Raw genomic sequence first — 15808 nt, forward strand, 5'->3', positions numbered from 1 at the left:
GCCAACGTTATCCCCGTTTTGCACGTCATCGTTCCGGTTTAGCCACGTTATAAATCAAGCCGTATGTTAGGCGGGTTTCTCTGTGGCTATGGTGGACTCATCTACCGGTGGTTCGCCATTAGGCAAGCGCATCACGAAACTCGCGCCGCCTTGCCCCGCGGCCAGATGGATCTGCCCCATCAGACACTGAGTCACCCATTGGTGTACCAGATGCAAACCGAGCCCGGTATGCTGTTTTGCCCGATTGCTGGTCACAAAGGGGTCAAATATTGAATCTTGTAACTCGGCAGCAACACCTTTGCCATTATCCGACACTGTCAGTTCTACCCATTCGGCATCCACTCGATGCCCGGAAATCGTCACCCACCCATTCTCGGTTTTCTCATCAAACCCGTGTTCTATGGCATTCAACACCAGATTTTGCAAGACTTGCGATAGAATCCCCGGCTGGCTCCAAAAACACAACTGAGGCTCCACCCGGTTAACGAGACGAATACCACTTTTCTTGATCATGGGCGTCAAACCATTGATCAGATCAGTAACCAGCTCGGCCAGAAAACACTCTCGGACATCATCGCCAGTGCGCGCCAAGGTCAAACGCCGAAAACTTTTAATAATAACGTTTGCCTGTAGCAAATTTTTATCAGCCAGTTGTAACCCAGCATTGGTTCGTTGCAAAAATTGCTCTAACGCTGATTTCGTCAATCCTTTTTCAATAGCCGTCTGCAACAGTTGTAATTGCTCTTCTACACCAGTGACCGCCAGCAATGCGCCACCGATGGGCGTATTCAGTTCATGGGAGACCCCGGCCACCATCATCCCTAAGGATGACAGCCGTTTGGACTCTGCCAGATCATCTTTTAGCATCTGCTGCTGTTTAAGTGTGCTATCCAGTAATCGATTCACCCGCCTAAGCTCGACCATCTCCTGCTGTAATCGCGCGGCAATAGCATGCACGGTCGAACGGGACTGATAGTCCCGTAAGACAAACCCGGTTCCCAGAAAAACAATCACTATCGCCACCAAAGCGGCCGGGAGCATTGCATCGCGACGCAGTGTTGACACTACATTGCTCGGCGTGGATGTCAGCAAAATAAATTCACGCTCAGGCACCACATAACCCGATTTGCTTATTTGAATATGTTGAAAACTGACCAATTTCCCTTGGTACTTCTGCCCAATCAGGCTGCGATGCTGATTGATCAAAGACCATAACTGCGGCGCCTGTTTTGCCTGATTCATTTGAGGTTTGTGCAAGTCACGGCCCCAACACATGGTCGCATCGGGATGCACCATCCAAAATCCGTCGCTATCGGTCAGTTGTAGCTGGGCGTTATCCTTACTGAGCTGCTGTATCTGTTGAAGCACAGGCCCAAGATTGTAGTTGATGATCAGCCAGGCCTTTGCGCAGTCCATCCTGATCGCCAGTACGAATAGAGATACGTATGGTAGGCTCATATGGCACGACTATGCGCTGATGTTCAATATTCAAATCTAAGGGGAGATATACAGCTTGGGTGCCGCGACTTGGATCCCATCGATAAAGTAATAGCGATCGCCTTTAGGCTGTAATCCTTCCTCTGCCACGATAAAAGGCCTGCCAGACTGCACGTTCACCCGGACGCGTTCAGTGCCATTTTCATCCAGCCAGCGCAGTTGCAGCATGTTGTTGATCACCTTGCCGTAACGCACAAATACATCGGCAACAGTGGCGGTATTAAGTGGTTTTTCCTGACGCAGACTGTCAATGAACAGCGCATTAGAGGTGATCAGTCGCATGATATCTTCAAGCTCAGCCAACTCTTGATACAACAGCAGACTGGCATGATTAAGCACTTCGCTGTGTTCAGATATCAGTGCGCGATTTTTACCTAACGCCTGCAAGTTATAGGCGACAACCCCAGAAAGGAATGCTAACAGCAGCACTACCACGAAGAAAAATACACTCTTCAAACGCAACTTCATCAGGATACGAGCACTGTTCATATTGCGCTTCCGTCAGTTCCTTTTGTCTTGTCTTTGAGATAGTTGAGTAAATCGTCAAATTCCATTGGTTTAGCAAACCAGAAGCCCTGCCCGAACTCGCAGCCTAAAGCGGATAATTGTTGCACCTGTGCTGGCGTTTCAATGCCCTCAGCAATGACTGAGTAGTTAAACCGCTTTCCAAGTTTAATCACCATATCAACAATGGCTTCGCCAGATTTATCCCGCTCCATGGCATCCACAAATGTCTTATCAATTTTCAGTTCAGTTGCCGACAACTCGGTAATATGTTGCAGCGATGAGTATCCCGTCCCAAAATCGTCGATGCTAACACTGATGCCTTTATCGATAAGATTCTGCAGTAATGGCCGTACATGCTGATAATCCTGCATGGTCTGAGATTCTGTAATTTCAATCTCTAGCCACTGGGTAATCTGTGGAGATTCGCGACATAGCTGATCCAGTGAGTCCATAAAGAACAGATCATCCAAATCACTACTGGTTACATTGAAGGAAACCGGCAACGGCATGCCGGCATCCAGCAACCGTTTAATCGCCGTCACCGTCAGATGCATCACATGCAGATCCAGTTTGTTGATCAAGCCGGACATTTCAGCAACTGGGACAAACTTGCCAGGTGGAATGTAATGACCATCCGCTTCACGCCAGCGCGCCAAGGCCTCAAGCCCCATAACCCGACCATCATCCAGCCTGACTTTAGGTTGAAACATCAGCAACAGCCGCCCCTGATCGATAGCATTGTTTAACCCCTGCATCAGCTGATGGCGCTCCAGAATGCTACTGCGGAATTGCGGGTTATATTGGATTAGCGCCAAATGCTCCCGCTGTGACTGCAACAAGGTGGAATCCATCATGTGCAGCAACTCGCGACCACTAACCGTTGTTAACTCACACAGGTTCATCAAGGCGACGCTGGCTTCAGCATGCAGCTGTACATTGTTGGTCATCACCTTGAAATGGTTCAGTTTTGCCATCGCCTGTGGCGTAGGTAAATCTTCGCTATTGAGCAGGATAATAAAACAGCTGTCAGTGACTCTGGCAATCACTCGCTGGGCCTTAAATCGCTGTTGCAATTTGCGATGAAATTGCTGCAGAAAACTACTCAAAAAGTCACTATCAACACTCAACACTAATTCAGCAAAGTCCTTGATATTCAAAGCGACTATGACACTCTGACAGCGTTCACTGGTAGGCAGATTGTCTAAAAATCGCACCAACCAGGCACGGTTGGGAATATTCAGTTGCGGATCAAAATATGCGAGTTCAGACAACCGATTACACAGCACAATATTGTTGAAACCGTTGTTAACGTTCTCGCTGAACACTTGCAACAGATTGATATGATATTGTGTCAGTGGTTTTTCTGACTCAACCACCATGACATATTTGTGCTCACCTTGGCGTTCGGTATCAAAATACAGTGCGCTGAAATGGCCAGAAAAGTGGTGCGTTTTATCGGCAATGGCTTGGGAAATAAGGGGAGTAATACAGTTTGCAGTTGCTCTGGCAGCTGTTTCAGCAGCTGTGTACCGTCTGTTTGCGCTACCGCAAAGATCCCGGCACTGCTGATAATGCGATATTGCTCCGAGTTAACATCATCACCGCTGCGCACACAGATAATGCCGCCTCTGGAGACACCGATGAGCTGCCCTATTTCACTCAACATGGTATGGCAAAATTCATCGATATTGGTTATCCGCGACAATTGCCTGGAAGCATCCACCAGCACGCTTAGTCCACGCCGTGCCTTGTCCAACTCGTTATAGGCATTCCAAGTGCGAATATTGGAAGCCACAACCGTGCGTAATTTTTCCGATGACAGATCGGCTTTGTTCCAATACTCGTCAATATCGTAGCGTTTCATGACATCCTTAAACGGTGCCATTCCAGGCTGGCCGGTAAGCAGTACAATACGCAACGCGCTATTGCCAAGGACTTGGCGAATCGTATCGACTAAACGCAGACCCGCGTCGTCGTCTTCCATGACCACATCCAACAACACCACGCTCAGATCATCATGATTTGCCAATAACTCTGCGGCGGCCGTAGCACTGGGCGCCGTATACATTTCAATCGGGCGGCTTTTAACCATGTAGCCTTGCAAGGCGTGGGACAGACTGGCCTGATAATTAGCATCATCTTCGACGCTCAGGACTTTCCACGGTTGTAACTCAGCCGTTATGGCGGTGGGAGTTTCATCGGGTGCAAACAGGAACAGCTCTTCTTCCATGATAAGTTTCCAGATCATCCAGCGGGTTTACACCTTTTGCCCAGCGGCTATGCAAACCTACATCACAGTGGGTTTGCATTAAACATAGTCAAAATATAACCATCAGCCAGCCAGAATATGTATCAATAACGTATTTCGGCAGAAAATGAGCGAAAAAGTGCCATCCATGCTCGGTTACATCAGTAACAAAGCCCAATAGTGTTGTTTTTATAACCTACCCTTAAGCGATTGTTAAGTTCCAGCAACAATAATCGCCATTGTCACGTAAACTGTTATATCGAACAAAATATGCCCATATCCATTTTACCTTTTAACTCTTGGTTATATCGGCATCTGTTACTGCCATTAATCTGTGGTCTGCTATTGCTGACAGTGCTGCATCTAACACAACTGGATCTGGTGCTTGCCCAGTGGATTTTCCAACAAGAAGGCAATACGCCGGGTTGGTCGCTGCGTCATAATTTTTCCTAGAACATATTCTGCACAACGGCGGTCGACATGTGGTGACCTTGTTATCACTCACCTTGCTGTTCACATTAGCGCTCAGTTTTATCAAAGCGTCATTAAAGCCTTGGCGTAAAGATCTGCTACTGTTGCTGGCAAATGTGGCCATTTCTATTTTGCTGGTACGTTTTGCTAAGGAATATACCAACGTGAGTTGCCCTTGGGATATCCTACAATTTGGTGGCAGTAAGCCTTGGATCCCGTTTCCCAACAGTCTGTTTTCACCAATGGATCTTGGACAATGCTTTCCCGGTGGTCACAGCAGTGGTGCCTTTGCCTGGGTGGCATTGTATTATTTTGCGCTGCATCAGATGCCCAGCAAACGCTTTAGATTCCTGAGTTTTGCGGTAATACTCGGGATTGTATTTGCGGTATGTCAGGAACTGCGCGGGGCACATTTTCTGACACACGATTTGACCAGTCTGCTGCTCAGTTGGGTGATTGCCACTTTAGGCTATGGCGTGGTTTATCGTCCGTGGCGCCAACGCCAACCCAGTACTATTGAGTTACCAAACACCGTGGCTATGCGCGTTTAACCAGCCCAGAGATCAATGCCCGTAATGCCGCTGGTTTAATCATCTTTGACATATAGTGATAACCGCGGCGTTCTACATCTTCAATCAGCGCTTTATTGGTGTTAGCCGTTATCAGGATCCCCGGCAGTTTATCGCCGTAAAGCGCGCGGATTTCATCCATAGCATCCACCCCATTCCGGTCATTATCCAAGTGATAATCTGCCAGCACAATGTCGGGAGCCACGCCTTTCAAGCCCAGTTTAATACGGGCATCATTAATATCGCTGGCACATACCACCTCACATTGCCAGCGACTCAACAGACTTTCTAACCCCGCCAGGATGCTCTCTTCGTTGTCGATACATAACACCTTTACCCCGGTGAGTGTTTTGAACGTATTAGAGATATTGCGTGGTTTTGGCACAGAACGGCTATTACCAACGGGGACAAGAATAGAAAATACCGAACCTTTGCCCTGAATTGAGGAAACTTTAATCTCATGTTGCAAGACCTTGCCCATACGGTCAGCAATGGCTAATCCTAGTCCTAAGCCGTTAACACTCTTGCTTTGTGGGTTATTCAGCCGTTTGAATTCATGGAAGATCTCACGCAACTGACTGCCCTCTATACCACACCCCGTATCCAGCACCTGAATTTCTAGATTGTGAGGGCGATGGCGGCACCCCAGCAGCACTTTACCGCCTTTGGCATAGCGAAAAGCGTTGGTCAAAAATTCTGGATGATACGCCGCAGTAATGCCGGATCTGAATTAACCGTAGTGTTGCAAGCCACCGCCGCAAAGCGGATCTGGCTGTCCTTAGACATCGCCTCAAATTCAACCGCCAGTCCCGCCAGGATCTCTGAAATAGCAAAATCTCTGCGATTAACATCTACCTTGCCAGAATCTAGGCGTGAAATATCCAGCAGATCAGTCAATAACTCGCCGGCAGTCTTCAGTGAGCTGTTAATGTGTTCGAGGGTCACGCTGACATCCTGCTGCAACTGCGGATGCTGACTCAATGACGCCGTAAATAAGCGCGCCGCATTTAAGGGCTGCATCAAATCGTGACCCACGGCGGCAAGGAAGCGACTCTTAGACGCATTGGCCATCTCTTCGTGCGCTTTAGCTTCCAATAACTGACTGTTCAATAACGCTAACTCGTAAGTACGTTCCCGCACTCTGGCTTCCAGATTTTCGTTTGCTTCTTGCAATGCTCGCTGTTGTTGTCGGTATTGGGTAATGTCGGAAAAGGTCATCACGAACCCACCATCTGGCATCGGATTACCCTGGATTTTGATCACCTTGCCATCTTTACGTTGGCGTTCTGACGTGTGCGCCGTACCGTTGCGCATATGCTGCATACGTTTATCAACATGCTCATCAATATTGCCCGTACCACAAAACCCGCGTGCCGCATTAAAACGGATCACTTTGGCGATGGACATTCCCGGTTGTAAGAAGTCCTGAGGATAGCGGTACAGTTCTTCATAACGATGATTCCAAGCCACCAGATTCAGATCTTTATCCACCACGCTCATACCTTCGTTGGCATGTTCGATGGCGGCGCGCAGCATATCTTGGCTGAGTAACACTTGTGATGACGCATCATCTACCAGGCTGAATACCTCATCCAACGCGAGATCTCGCCCTTCCAGTACCGAGTCCATCACCACCGCGGCACTAGAAGCACCGAGAACCCCGGCCAGCAGATGTTCCGTATGGTTAATCAGCGCCGTGGAGGCTGATTTGTTCCAACTGTCGGAACGCACCGCCTCAGGGGAAAAACGGGAGAAACTTTCATAGGCGCGGGTCGGGCTGACAAAACGGCTGGCGAGGATCAACAAATCCTGCTGGCTGATCTGTACGGCGCGGCGATTGCCACTGCTGCGCATCAACCCTGGGGTCACAAAGGTGCTGGCCTGAATACGCTCAACAACCCCGGCACGAAACCACATAGAGCCGAGAATATACCCAGCCAAATTTGCCGCCAGAGCGATCAGAATATCCACCACATCTGGCGAGACATTGGTAAAGGCGTGCAACCCTGTAGTAAACAGATCGCCGGTAATGGCGGCGTCCCGAAACAGCAATACGCCCCACACTGCAAAGCCAATTGCCAATCCCAGCATGACACCCGCACGATTACCGCGCTTCCAGTAAAGTCCGCCCACCAGCGCAGGAGATAACTGCGCAAAAGCACCGAACGCCAGCATCCCCATGTGCGACAAGGATTCGTTATCTGAAAAACTCAGGTATGCGGTATAACCAAAAGCCACTATCAATACGATAGCGATACGGCGCACATACAAGAGTTGTGTAGAAAACTGACTGAAATTACTGCGTTTAATCTGTCCGGTACGCAATAACACGGGCACCAGCCACTCATTGGAAATCATTACGCTGATGGTCACAACGGCCACAATTACCATGCCAGTAGCGGCCGACATGGTTCCCAACATGGCAATAACCGCTAGCCAGTCATGCCCCATAGAAAGCGGCAGATTAATCACATAAGTGTCAGCTGCCACCGAATTGCCCAGCAGTACCGACCCCGCCAACGCCATCGGGCCGACAAACAGGCCAAACAACAACAAATAAAGCGGAAATAACCAGCGAGCCCGTCGCAAACTCTTATCGCCGTGCGCTTCAACCACCATCACATGAAACTGTCGCGGCATACACAAAAATGCCGCCATACTGACTAACAGCTCTGGCACAATGTACTCAAGGCGCATGTTGGGTTCGTGGATCACCCCAGCGAGGTTGGCCTGCTGCCACAACGGCCCAAAACCACCGAAAACACCAAAAACCACAACCACCCCAATGATGAGAAACGCCGAGAGCTTGATCAGTGATTCAAAGGCAATCGCTAACATCATGCCGGGATTGTGTTCGGTAGCATCTAACTTACGGGTGCCAAACAAAATGGCAAACAATGCCAGCCAGGCACTGATTAATAACGCCAGCCAAGTGCCATCAAATGCGGCATGCTTAGGTTGAAAGAGGTTAAGCCCATACACCATGGCCTTAAGCTGCAAGGCGATATAAGGCATGATGCCAAACAAGGCGATTAAGGTGACCAGTACCGCGAGTGGTTGTGATTTTCCATAACGGGCGGCAATAAAGTCAGCAACTGAGGTGATATTCTGTTCTTTCGACACCATCACCATTTTCCGTAGCAGGCCGAACCCCAGTACAAACACCAATATTGGGGCAAGGAAAATAGGCAAAAATGACCAGAAATCTTTAGCAGACTGCCCGACGGTGCCAAGAAAACTCCAAGAAGAACAATAAACTGCAAGGCTTAAGGCATAAATCCAGTTCTGCAACTTCTTGGTGAGATTACCGAACCAGCGCTCAGCCCCCAGGCCAGCACACACAGCAAACACACATAACAGATGGCGATTACCGCCACTAACATTGTTAGATTCATCGTGACTCTCATGCCGTCGGATAACAGACCTTAATGTCTGCAGCCTGCATTAGCCTACCCCAGTCATCCCAAAACACCAAGGTTGTGACAACTGCTTGTTTATTTTTATATTTAGCTCAATACACCGCATAGCTAAGCGAGCGTTTTAAAACCACCCAAATTGGCGTTGACAGTGTTTTAATTATCAATATAACCATATGATTAATAATAATTAATTTTATCTAGACCAATGTCTAATAGAGGCCAAACAAGGTTGCATCCCATACTTTGCGTCAAGTCACAAAACAATGGGAAGTATCCATGAGCAATCAACAAGCAATCTACAAAGTGCCCGCAGCTATTGCTTCCAATGCACTGGTGAACGACGAAAAATATCGCAAGATGTACCAAGAATCTGTCGTTAATCCAGAAGGATTCTGGCGTGAACACGGTAAACGTATCGATTGGATCAAGCCCTACAGCAAAATCAAACAAACCTCCTTTGATGATCATAACCTGTCAATTAACTGGTTTTATGACGGCACGCTCAATGCCTGTGTGAACTGCGTCGATCGCCACTTAGCACAAAATGCTGATCGTACCGCCATCATCTGGGAAGGTGATGATGCCAAAGAGCAACGCACGCTGACCTATGGTCAATTGCATGTAGAAGTATGTAAATTCGCCAACGCACTGCGTAGCCAAGGTGTACGCCGCGGCGATGTTGTCACCATGTACATGCCGATGGTGCCAGAAGCGGCCATCGCCATGTTAGCCTGTGCCCGTATTGGGGCTATCCACTCGGTGGTATTCGGTGGTTTCTCCCCAGATTCTATCGCCTCGCGCATCAAAGATGGTCGTTCTAAAGTGATACTGACCGCAGACGAAGGCATGCGTGCCGGACGTACTATTCCGCTGAAACGCAATATAGATGAAGCGCTATCTAAGCCAGAGGTCACCACCGTCGAGAAAGTGATAGTCCTGAAACGTACTGGTGGCAAAATCGATTGGCAGGAAGGCCGTGATATCTGGTGGCACTCACTCACCGCAACCGCTTCCGAATTCTGCGAAGCAGAAGAGATGGCGGCAGAAGATCCGCTATTTCTGCTTTACACCTCGGGTTCTACTGGTAATCCCAAAGGCGTGCTGCATACCACAGGTGGGTATCTGGTATATGCGTCGATGACCCACGAGTACGTATTTGACTACAAACCAGGAGAAATTTACTGGTGTACGGCCGATGTGGGTTGGATCACGGGTCATAGCTATATGGTCTACGGACCTTTAGCTAATTGCGCCACAGTGTTGATCCACGAAGGTGTGCCTAACTGGCCCTCTCCCGCTAGGTTGGGTGAGATTATCGACCGCCATCAGGTCAATATTCTCTACACTGCCCCCACGCTGATCCGTGCCTTAATGGCAGAAGGTAAAGAACAGTTTGAGCATTTCAAGGGTGACTCTTTGCGGATCATGGGCTCTGTAGGTGAACCCATCAATCCCGAAGCTTGGCGCTGGTATCATGAAGTCATTGGTCACGATCATTGCCCGATTGTTGACACCTGGTGGCAAACTGAGACCGGCGGCATTCTGATCACACCGTTACCGGGTGCCACTGACACCAAGCCCGGCTCCGCCACTCGGCCATTTTTTGGGGTGCAACCCGCCTTGGTTGACAACAATGGCACCATTTTGGAAGGTGCAACCGAAGGTAACCTGGTGATATTGGATTCATGGCCCGGACAGATGCGTACCGTTTATGGTGACCACGAACGCTTTGTACTCACCTACTTTAAAACCTTCCGCGGCATGTATTTCACCGGTGATGGTGCCCGCCGCGATGAAGATGGTTACTACTGGATCACTGGCCGTGTAGATGATGTGATCAACGTTTCAGGACATCGTTTGGGAACGGCTGAGATTGAAAGTGCGCTGGTGGCGCATGACTTAGTCGCTGAAGCGGCAGTCGTTGGCTACCCACACGATATCAAAGGTCAGGGTATTTACGCGTATGTGACATTGACCAAGGATACCGAGCCGTCAGAAGCATTGCGGCAAGAGTTACGCCAGTGGGTGCGCAAAGAGATTGGTGCCCTTGCGACCCCAGATCTAATTCAGTGGGCCACTGGTTTACCCAAGACCCGTTCCGGCAAAATCATGCGGCGCTTCCTGCGTAAAATTGCCGCCAATGAAATCACTAACCTTGGGGATTCTTCCACACTGGCAGATCCTGCCGTCATTGATACCTTGATTGATACGCGGCTTAATCGTCCAGAGTAATCCAGCTCCTGTCATTGCCCCTCATTATTGATTATTGAGGGGCTTTTTTTGCAAGCAAATGAATTTGCTAAGATAATGACAAATCCTTCGTTAAGGCGCTATGATGTAAGAGTTAGTTGTTGCTGCCGCCAAAACGGACTTTCTCCATGACTCAGCTGCGCTTACCCAAGGTTCATCATCATTCTAGGTCATCCTGGCGTAGCGGCCTGTCAGCAAAATTTATTTGGGTGCAGTTATTTGTCGCCTTCATCATTATTGCCAGCACTATCTGGGTGCTGTGGATCATTCAGCGCGATCAGCTGTTACGGCAGCAACAGGAAATTAACTACACCTATGGTCAAGTGGTGATCTCACGCCTTAAAGAGATCACCGGGCAGTATGAATCGTTGGCGATTGCCATGGCGAGTGTCGCCGGTTTATATCAACAACAACCACAGCAGTTGCAGCAGTTGATCCCGGCACTACTGGATCGAAAGCAACGTGACGATCTTATCAGCGGTGGCGGCATTTGGCCGGAGCCAGATACCCAGCATCCAACCGCAGCCCCAAGTCTGTTCTGGTATCGTGATGCCAGTAATGCGCTAGTACAAATCTCCGATTACAACCGTAATGCGGTAATCCCCTATCATACGGAAGAATGGTATCGCCCTACCCGTTTATATCCCGCGGATGTCGCGTTCTGGTCCCCGGCATATCGTGACCCGACCAGCGGTATCACCATGGTCACAGCATCGGTCCCGGTGCGGGTAGAACATAAGTTTGTTGGTGCGGCCACCATAGATATTGGCCTCAATGGCATTAACGGATTATTTCATGATCTTTCTCGAGATCTCAGCGGCTATATCATTGCGCTGGATTATCGTAACCGCCTATTGTCATTACCCCAGGGGTTGCAGCAACAACTTCCGCTGACTCCCGCACAGGTTCCAGATATGCAATGGCTCAGTGAAACAATGCCTGTTTTCACAGCACTCCAGCCAGCGCTGAAAAATGTCGATGATGCCATTATCCGCCAGGCGCAGTTGCAACCACAATTTACCGATGTCCAACTGCAGACTTTGCCCTCGCTGGTGAATAATCAGCATGACTTGCTAAAAGCCATCGTAGAAAATGCGCCGCAAGGTTGGCCGCAAACAGCGGAGTTAATCGATACCATAGAGTTACAACAAGATCCGTTATTGGCAGAAGATGCCATGGTCTCTATCTTTCTGATGCCAGGAACTTTCTGGAAGATCCTGGTGGTTACCCCATTGTCACAACTGCACCACAATGCCTACATGCTAGCGGGTAAAGTCGGTTTCTTTCTGGTGATTATCCAGTTGCTGGCAATGTTACTGCTGTATCTGCTCCAACGCCGTATTTTTATCAGCCCCATCTCGCGAATCGCCGCCACCCTGCAAAATCAGAATCTAGCGGCGCTGGAAATGCTACAGCGGGAACGACAGGATGAATTTGGCGGTCTTGCGGGCAGCTTTCTTACCAGAGTGCAGCAACTGGAAACTGAAATGGCCAGTCTCTACGCCACCAATCTGGCGCAGGAGCAACAACTACAAGTGCAAGAGTTGTCCCAGCAGGAGTTACGCAACCGCACTGAGCAGCTTACGGCATTGCTCAAATACTCCCAGCACATCATTCACATGAAAGACCTCAATGGCTGCTATACCTTAGTCAATGATAAGTATTGTGAGTTGCTTGGCCGAGAACGTGAGCAACTGCTGGGACATCGCGATCAGCAACTGTTTCCCAACATTGAGCAACCCCTGACAATCCAGCATGAACAGCGAGTATTGCAGACACGCGCCCCATTCAGTGCCGAAGAGCCCCTGCATATTCATCATGGTGGCACTCGGGCATTTTTTGTTACTCGCTTTGCGGTTCGCGACGAATTAGCTGAGTTGAATGGTGTGGGCGCGATTGGCTTTGATCTCAGCGGCGTGAAACGCAATGAGGTGGTATTACAGAACGAAATTGCACAGCTACAACAGCAGTTACAACAACTACAACAGTTGCTGCAACAGCAGAAACAGCAACAACTGGTAGCCTCACAGCAAAAACAACAGGAAAAGCGGCAACAGCAGCAACTGTTGGAGCAGATCCACCATCTACAGCAGCAAGAGTTGCCACTGCCAAGACTGTTAAGCATGCTGGTGAGCCGGTTAAGCCAACAACTCGATCAGCTATCAGCGGCAATTTACCAACAACCTGCCGAGACAACTGATCGTCAGTTCCTGCAACAAGCCGAAAGTCTGCGACACCTGCAAGCCTTGCTGAACTATCAGCGTAGTGAAATCCAACCATTGGAATTATCGGAGTTTTTCACCATCTGCTGCTGTTTATGGCACCGGAATTGGACGCTCACCAGATAAAAGTTGAGTTTCACAATGGGCAACGTTTAATTGCGGCGGGCAAAAGCTGGCAACATCTGTTGCTATTCTATCGCCTGCTCAACAATATCCTCAGCGATGCTTACTTGAATGCTCAGCCAGAGAAACACCTTAAGATCACCATCAGCAACATAACCCCCAATATTAAGGTCGTTCTGCAAGATAATGGTCGTGGAATGAATGCCACACAGTTAGCGTCACTCAAGCAACAATGGCAACGGCAAAGCAGAGACAGCAGCTTGGCGGCAATCCGCTATTATCTGAAAACACAACTGCATGGGGAAATGGAAATCGACTCAGCGCCAGGAAAAGGCTGCCGGGTTAGGCTGTTGCTTCCGGAGCTAATGCTGCCAGAGCAAAAGCTCACTACGACATAACTCATTACTGCCGCAAGGATTTTTCAATCTCTTGATCAAACAGGTTTTTGACTAGCCCGGTAAACTCTGTAATGAAATGGCTTTGCTCGCGGTTCACGGGCTGACGACCACATCCGGCTAGGATCTCTTCCAAATCGTACATGATGGCATCCACTTCACGAATAATGGTATTGCGCTGAGCGAATGACAGTTCTGGGTTTTGACCACACACCACAATGATCTGCGCAGCCAGTAGATCTTCAAACATCTCCATCACAGTGCTGCCATCCATGCCAGTGCCAGCATTTTCGAATAATCCGAGATGCTCGGTCAGATACTGGATGAGATGGGCATAGCCTTCTTTGTCGGTTACCATTGCACTACCCGCTGCTGCTACACAAAAACAAGGTTGTTGGTCGATGCGTCTAGGTTAACCGCTACGAAGTTATTATGAAACTGCCAGTTAACCGATTTTTGCATCCGCTATTATTCCCGAAACATTATAACCATTATGCAACAGTTTTACCGACTGTTTTGCTTATGGTGCCAAACGATCAATCTGCCAGCCGTCATCACAACGGGTATATAAAAACCTGTCGTGCAGCCGATGTTCTCCACCCTGCCAAAATTCAATGCTGTCGGGAACCACTCGGTAGCCGCCCCAGAATTTGGGTAACGGTACTTCGCCTCGGGAAAATTTTGCTTTCATTTCGGCAAATTTTGATTCAAGCGCCTGTCTGGCAGAGATTTTACTGGACTGTTGTGACACCCACGCGGCTATTTGGCTGTCTTTCGGACGGGTCAGGAAATACTTCAGCACTTCCGCTGTGGATAAGGCTTCAGCCTTCCCGGTGACGGCCACTTGCCGCTCTAACGGATGCCACGGAAACAACAGACTGATATGGGCATTTCCCGCTAGTTGTGTGGCTTTACGGCTTTCAAGATTGGTGAAAAAACAAAGCCATGCTCATCAAAGCGTTTCAGCAGCACAATCCGTTGAAACGGCTGACCAGAGGCATCAACGGTTGCCACCACCATGGCGGTGGGATCTGTCAGCGGTGCCTCTTTGGCCTGTTGCATCCACAATTCAAACTGAGCCATCGGATGCGCCGCCAAATCAGCCCGGCGTAAGCCACCTAAAGTGTACTCGCGGCGGATATCACTCAAGTCAGACATCGATTGGCTCCTCAGATTGCTTCCGGCAATAATTTTTCGTGGTAAAGCTGTTGATAATGGCTGAAATGCAGTTGGTAGCCATGTTCCAATGCGAGATTAGCGCTTCCCAGACAAATATGCGCCGGGAAACCGCAACTGCTGTGCGGTGCATTAAAACGGATGACATCCCAACTGCCGGGATCCAGCACACCGAGCAACCGGGCAAAAATATCCAGCGGTTGTTGACTCAAGTCCAGGTTGGTTTCAAAACTCACATAGGAGCTATTTTCCTGGGGGTCACGTGGATAGTAATGTATTCCCGCCCACGAATACCGTTCACCGAATAACCAAAGGGCTCAAACAGGAAATCATCGAAACTGAACCCCGGCAACATCTCTTCTAAGACTAAGGTGTCACGCACACCAGCAATACTCTGTTTGTCGCTGCGCAGATACTCAGCCGCATCACCACTGATATGGTACATCAACAACTCGTTGGTGATGTCGGAAGCATCGGTCTGATACGGTTTATCGGTATAAAAAATATAGTGGTGGTGTGAATCAAGATGGCCGATACGAAACGCCTTTCCACTGATTTTTTTACGTAACAGCTGCAGATCATCGCTAAAACTGCTGGCCTGCAGATGTGACAGATATTCGTTTTTACGTTGATAGCTGAGAAAAGCAATGGCGGCTTCCCCCAACTGCTCAATAAAATGTGTTGCGGCATGCACCAACGTGGTGGTGCCGCAAGTCAGCATTAAAAAGCGGTTATCCCAGACAAACAGACTGGACTCACTCAATAGGTAAGCATCGCAAAAATCGTTGCTTACCGATGAGAGAATTTCCGCATGAGCCTTGGCGACCATTCCTTCCCAGAAGGGTCTGCCCAGTGCGCGCAGCGAAGGTGTAGCTGGCGTCACTATGACTTCTATTTTTTTCGGAACCTTCAAAAAACATCTTGTTAACCT

Annotated in this window: 10 protein-coding genes and 4 pseudogenes; 5 read left to right on the top strand and 9 right to left on the bottom strand. The window is 49.0% G+C overall.

What is annotated here, in order from left to right; translation table 11 throughout:
* Positions 1–66 precede the first annotated feature (66 nt).
* From KHX94_RS19630 to KHX94_RS19645, 4 genes are all read right to left on the bottom strand, one after another.
* Positions 67–1416: a sensor histidine kinase gene (locus KHX94_RS19630; RefSeq protein ID WP_213681860.1), complete on the bottom strand. Its 1350-nt coding sequence runs from the start codon at positions 1414–1416 to the stop codon at positions 67–69.
* Between the two features lie 78 nt (positions 1417–1494).
* Positions 1495–1986, bottom strand: a complete 492-nt coding sequence (locus tag KHX94_RS19635; RefSeq protein ID WP_213681861.1) for a hypothetical protein — start codon at positions 1984–1986, stop codon at positions 1495–1497.
* On the bottom strand, positions 1983–3467 hold the full coding sequence (locus KHX94_RS19640) for an EAL domain-containing protein (protein WP_244859474.1): 1485 nt from the start codon (positions 3465–3467) through the stop codon (positions 1983–1985). The genes KHX94_RS19635 and KHX94_RS19640 overlap by 4 nt, the downstream gene beginning before the upstream one ends.
* The gene (locus tag KHX94_RS19645) at positions 3356–4252 is read right to left on the bottom strand and encodes a DUF3369 domain-containing protein (RefSeq protein WP_213681863.1); all 897 of its coding nucleotides are present in this window, start codon (positions 4250–4252) and stop codon (positions 3356–3358) included. The genes KHX94_RS19640 and KHX94_RS19645 overlap by 112 nt, the downstream gene beginning before the upstream one ends.
* Positions 4253–4522: 270 nt before the next feature.
* Between KHX94_RS19645 and KHX94_RS19650 the strand changes: the two genes are divergently transcribed.
* Together KHX94_RS19650 and KHX94_RS19655 are read left to right on the top strand one after the other, a co-directional pair.
* Positions 4523–4705 carry a hypothetical protein gene (locus tag KHX94_RS19650; protein ID WP_213681864.1) on the top strand — a complete coding sequence of 61 codons (183 nt, stop codon included), beginning with the start codon at positions 4523–4525 and terminating at the stop codon, positions 4703–4705.
* Between the two features lie 29 nt (positions 4706–4734).
* Positions 4735–5274: a phosphatase PAP2 family protein gene (locus tag KHX94_RS19655; protein ID WP_213681865.1), complete on the top strand. Its 540-nt coding sequence runs from the start codon at positions 4735–4737 to the stop codon at positions 5272–5274.
* Here KHX94_RS19655 and KHX94_RS21980 read toward each other — a convergent pair.
* Together KHX94_RS21980 and KHX94_RS21985 are read right to left on the bottom strand one after the other, a co-directional pair.
* Positions 5261–7272 (bottom strand): annotated as a pseudogene (locus KHX94_RS21980) (hybrid sensor histidine kinase/response regulator); the annotation flags it as partial. The gene KHX94_RS19655 and the pseudogene KHX94_RS21980 sit on opposite strands and share 14 nt — an antisense overlap.
* 77 nt (positions 7273–7349) lie before the next feature.
* A pseudogene (locus KHX94_RS21985) lies at positions 7350–8687 on the bottom strand (SLC5/6 family protein); the annotation flags it as partial.
* A 300-nt stretch (positions 8688–8987) separates the two neighbouring features.
* Here KHX94_RS21985 and acs point away from each other — a divergent pair.
* The 3 genes from acs to KHX94_RS19675 all read left to right on the top strand — a co-directional run bounded on the left by acs (position 8988) and on the right by KHX94_RS19675 (position 13704).
* Positions 8988–10943, top strand: coding sequence for an acetate--CoA ligase (gene acs / locus KHX94_RS19665; protein ID WP_213681866.1), 1956 nt, complete (start codon positions 8988–8990; stop codon positions 10941–10943).
* 146 nt (positions 10944–11089) lie between these two features.
* Positions 11090–13309, top strand: coding sequence for a PAS domain-containing protein (locus KHX94_RS19670; RefSeq protein WP_213681867.1), 2220 nt, complete (start codon positions 11090–11092; stop codon positions 13307–13309).
* Positions 13279–13704, top strand: coding sequence for an ATP-binding protein (locus tag KHX94_RS19675; protein ID WP_213681868.1), 426 nt, complete (start codon positions 13279–13281; stop codon positions 13702–13704). Before KHX94_RS19670 ends, KHX94_RS19675 begins: the two co-directional genes overlap by 31 nt.
* Positions 13705–13708: 4 nt before the next feature.
* Here KHX94_RS19675 and KHX94_RS19680 read toward each other — a convergent pair whose 3' ends face one another.
* The 3 genes and pseudogenes from KHX94_RS19680 to KHX94_RS19690 form a co-directional block, all read right to left on the bottom strand.
* Positions 13709–14059, bottom strand: a complete 351-nt coding sequence (locus KHX94_RS19680) for a DUF3802 family protein (RefSeq protein ID WP_213681869.1) — start codon at positions 14057–14059, stop codon at positions 13709–13711.
* Positions 14060–14221: 162 nt separating this feature from the next.
* Positions 14222–14859: pseudogene (gene pdxH / locus KHX94_RS19685) on the bottom strand (pyridoxamine 5'-phosphate oxidase).
* 11 nt (positions 14860–14870) lie between these two features.
* A pseudogene (locus KHX94_RS19690) lies at positions 14871–15797 on the bottom strand (adenosylmethionine decarboxylase).
* Positions 15798–15808: the final 11 nt, after the last annotated feature.

The organism is Shewanella dokdonensis, from assembly GCF_018394335.1.
Classification (GTDB): Bacteria; Pseudomonadota; Gammaproteobacteria; order Enterobacterales; family Shewanellaceae; genus Shewanella; species Shewanella dokdonensis.

What these genes read in the sequence shown, in the direction of transcription:
- KHX94_RS19670 (WP_213681867.1), top strand. Translation starts at nt 11,090, where the DNA reads ATGACTCAGCTGCGCTTACCCAAGGTTCATCATCATTCTAGGTCATCC.
- KHX94_RS19675 (WP_213681868.1), top strand. Translation starts at nt 13,279, where the DNA reads ATGGCACCGGAATTGGACGCTCACCAGATAAAAGTTGAGTTTCACAAT.
- acs (WP_213681866.1), top strand. Translation starts at nt 8,988, where the DNA reads ATGAGCAATCAACAAGCAATCTACAAAGTGCCCGCAGCTATTGCTTCC.
- KHX94_RS19635 (WP_213681861.1), bottom strand. Translation starts at nt 1,986, where the DNA reads ATGAACAGTGCTCGTATCCTGATGAAGTTGCGTTTGAAGAGTGTATTT.
- KHX94_RS19630 (WP_213681860.1), bottom strand. Translation starts at nt 1,416, where the DNA reads ATGGACTGCGCAAAGGCCTGGCTGATCATCAACTACAATCTTGGGCCT.
- KHX94_RS19645 (WP_213681863.1), bottom strand. Translation starts at nt 4,252, where the DNA reads ATGATCTGGAAACTTATCATGGAAGAAGAGCTGTTCCTGTTTGCACCC.
- KHX94_RS19680 (WP_213681869.1), bottom strand. Translation starts at nt 14,059, where the DNA reads ATGGTAACCGACAAAGAAGGCTATGCCCATCTCATCCAGTATCTGACC.
- KHX94_RS19650 (WP_213681864.1), top strand. Translation starts at nt 4,523, where the DNA reads ATGCCCATATCCATTTTACCTTTTAACTCTTGGTTATATCGGCATCTG.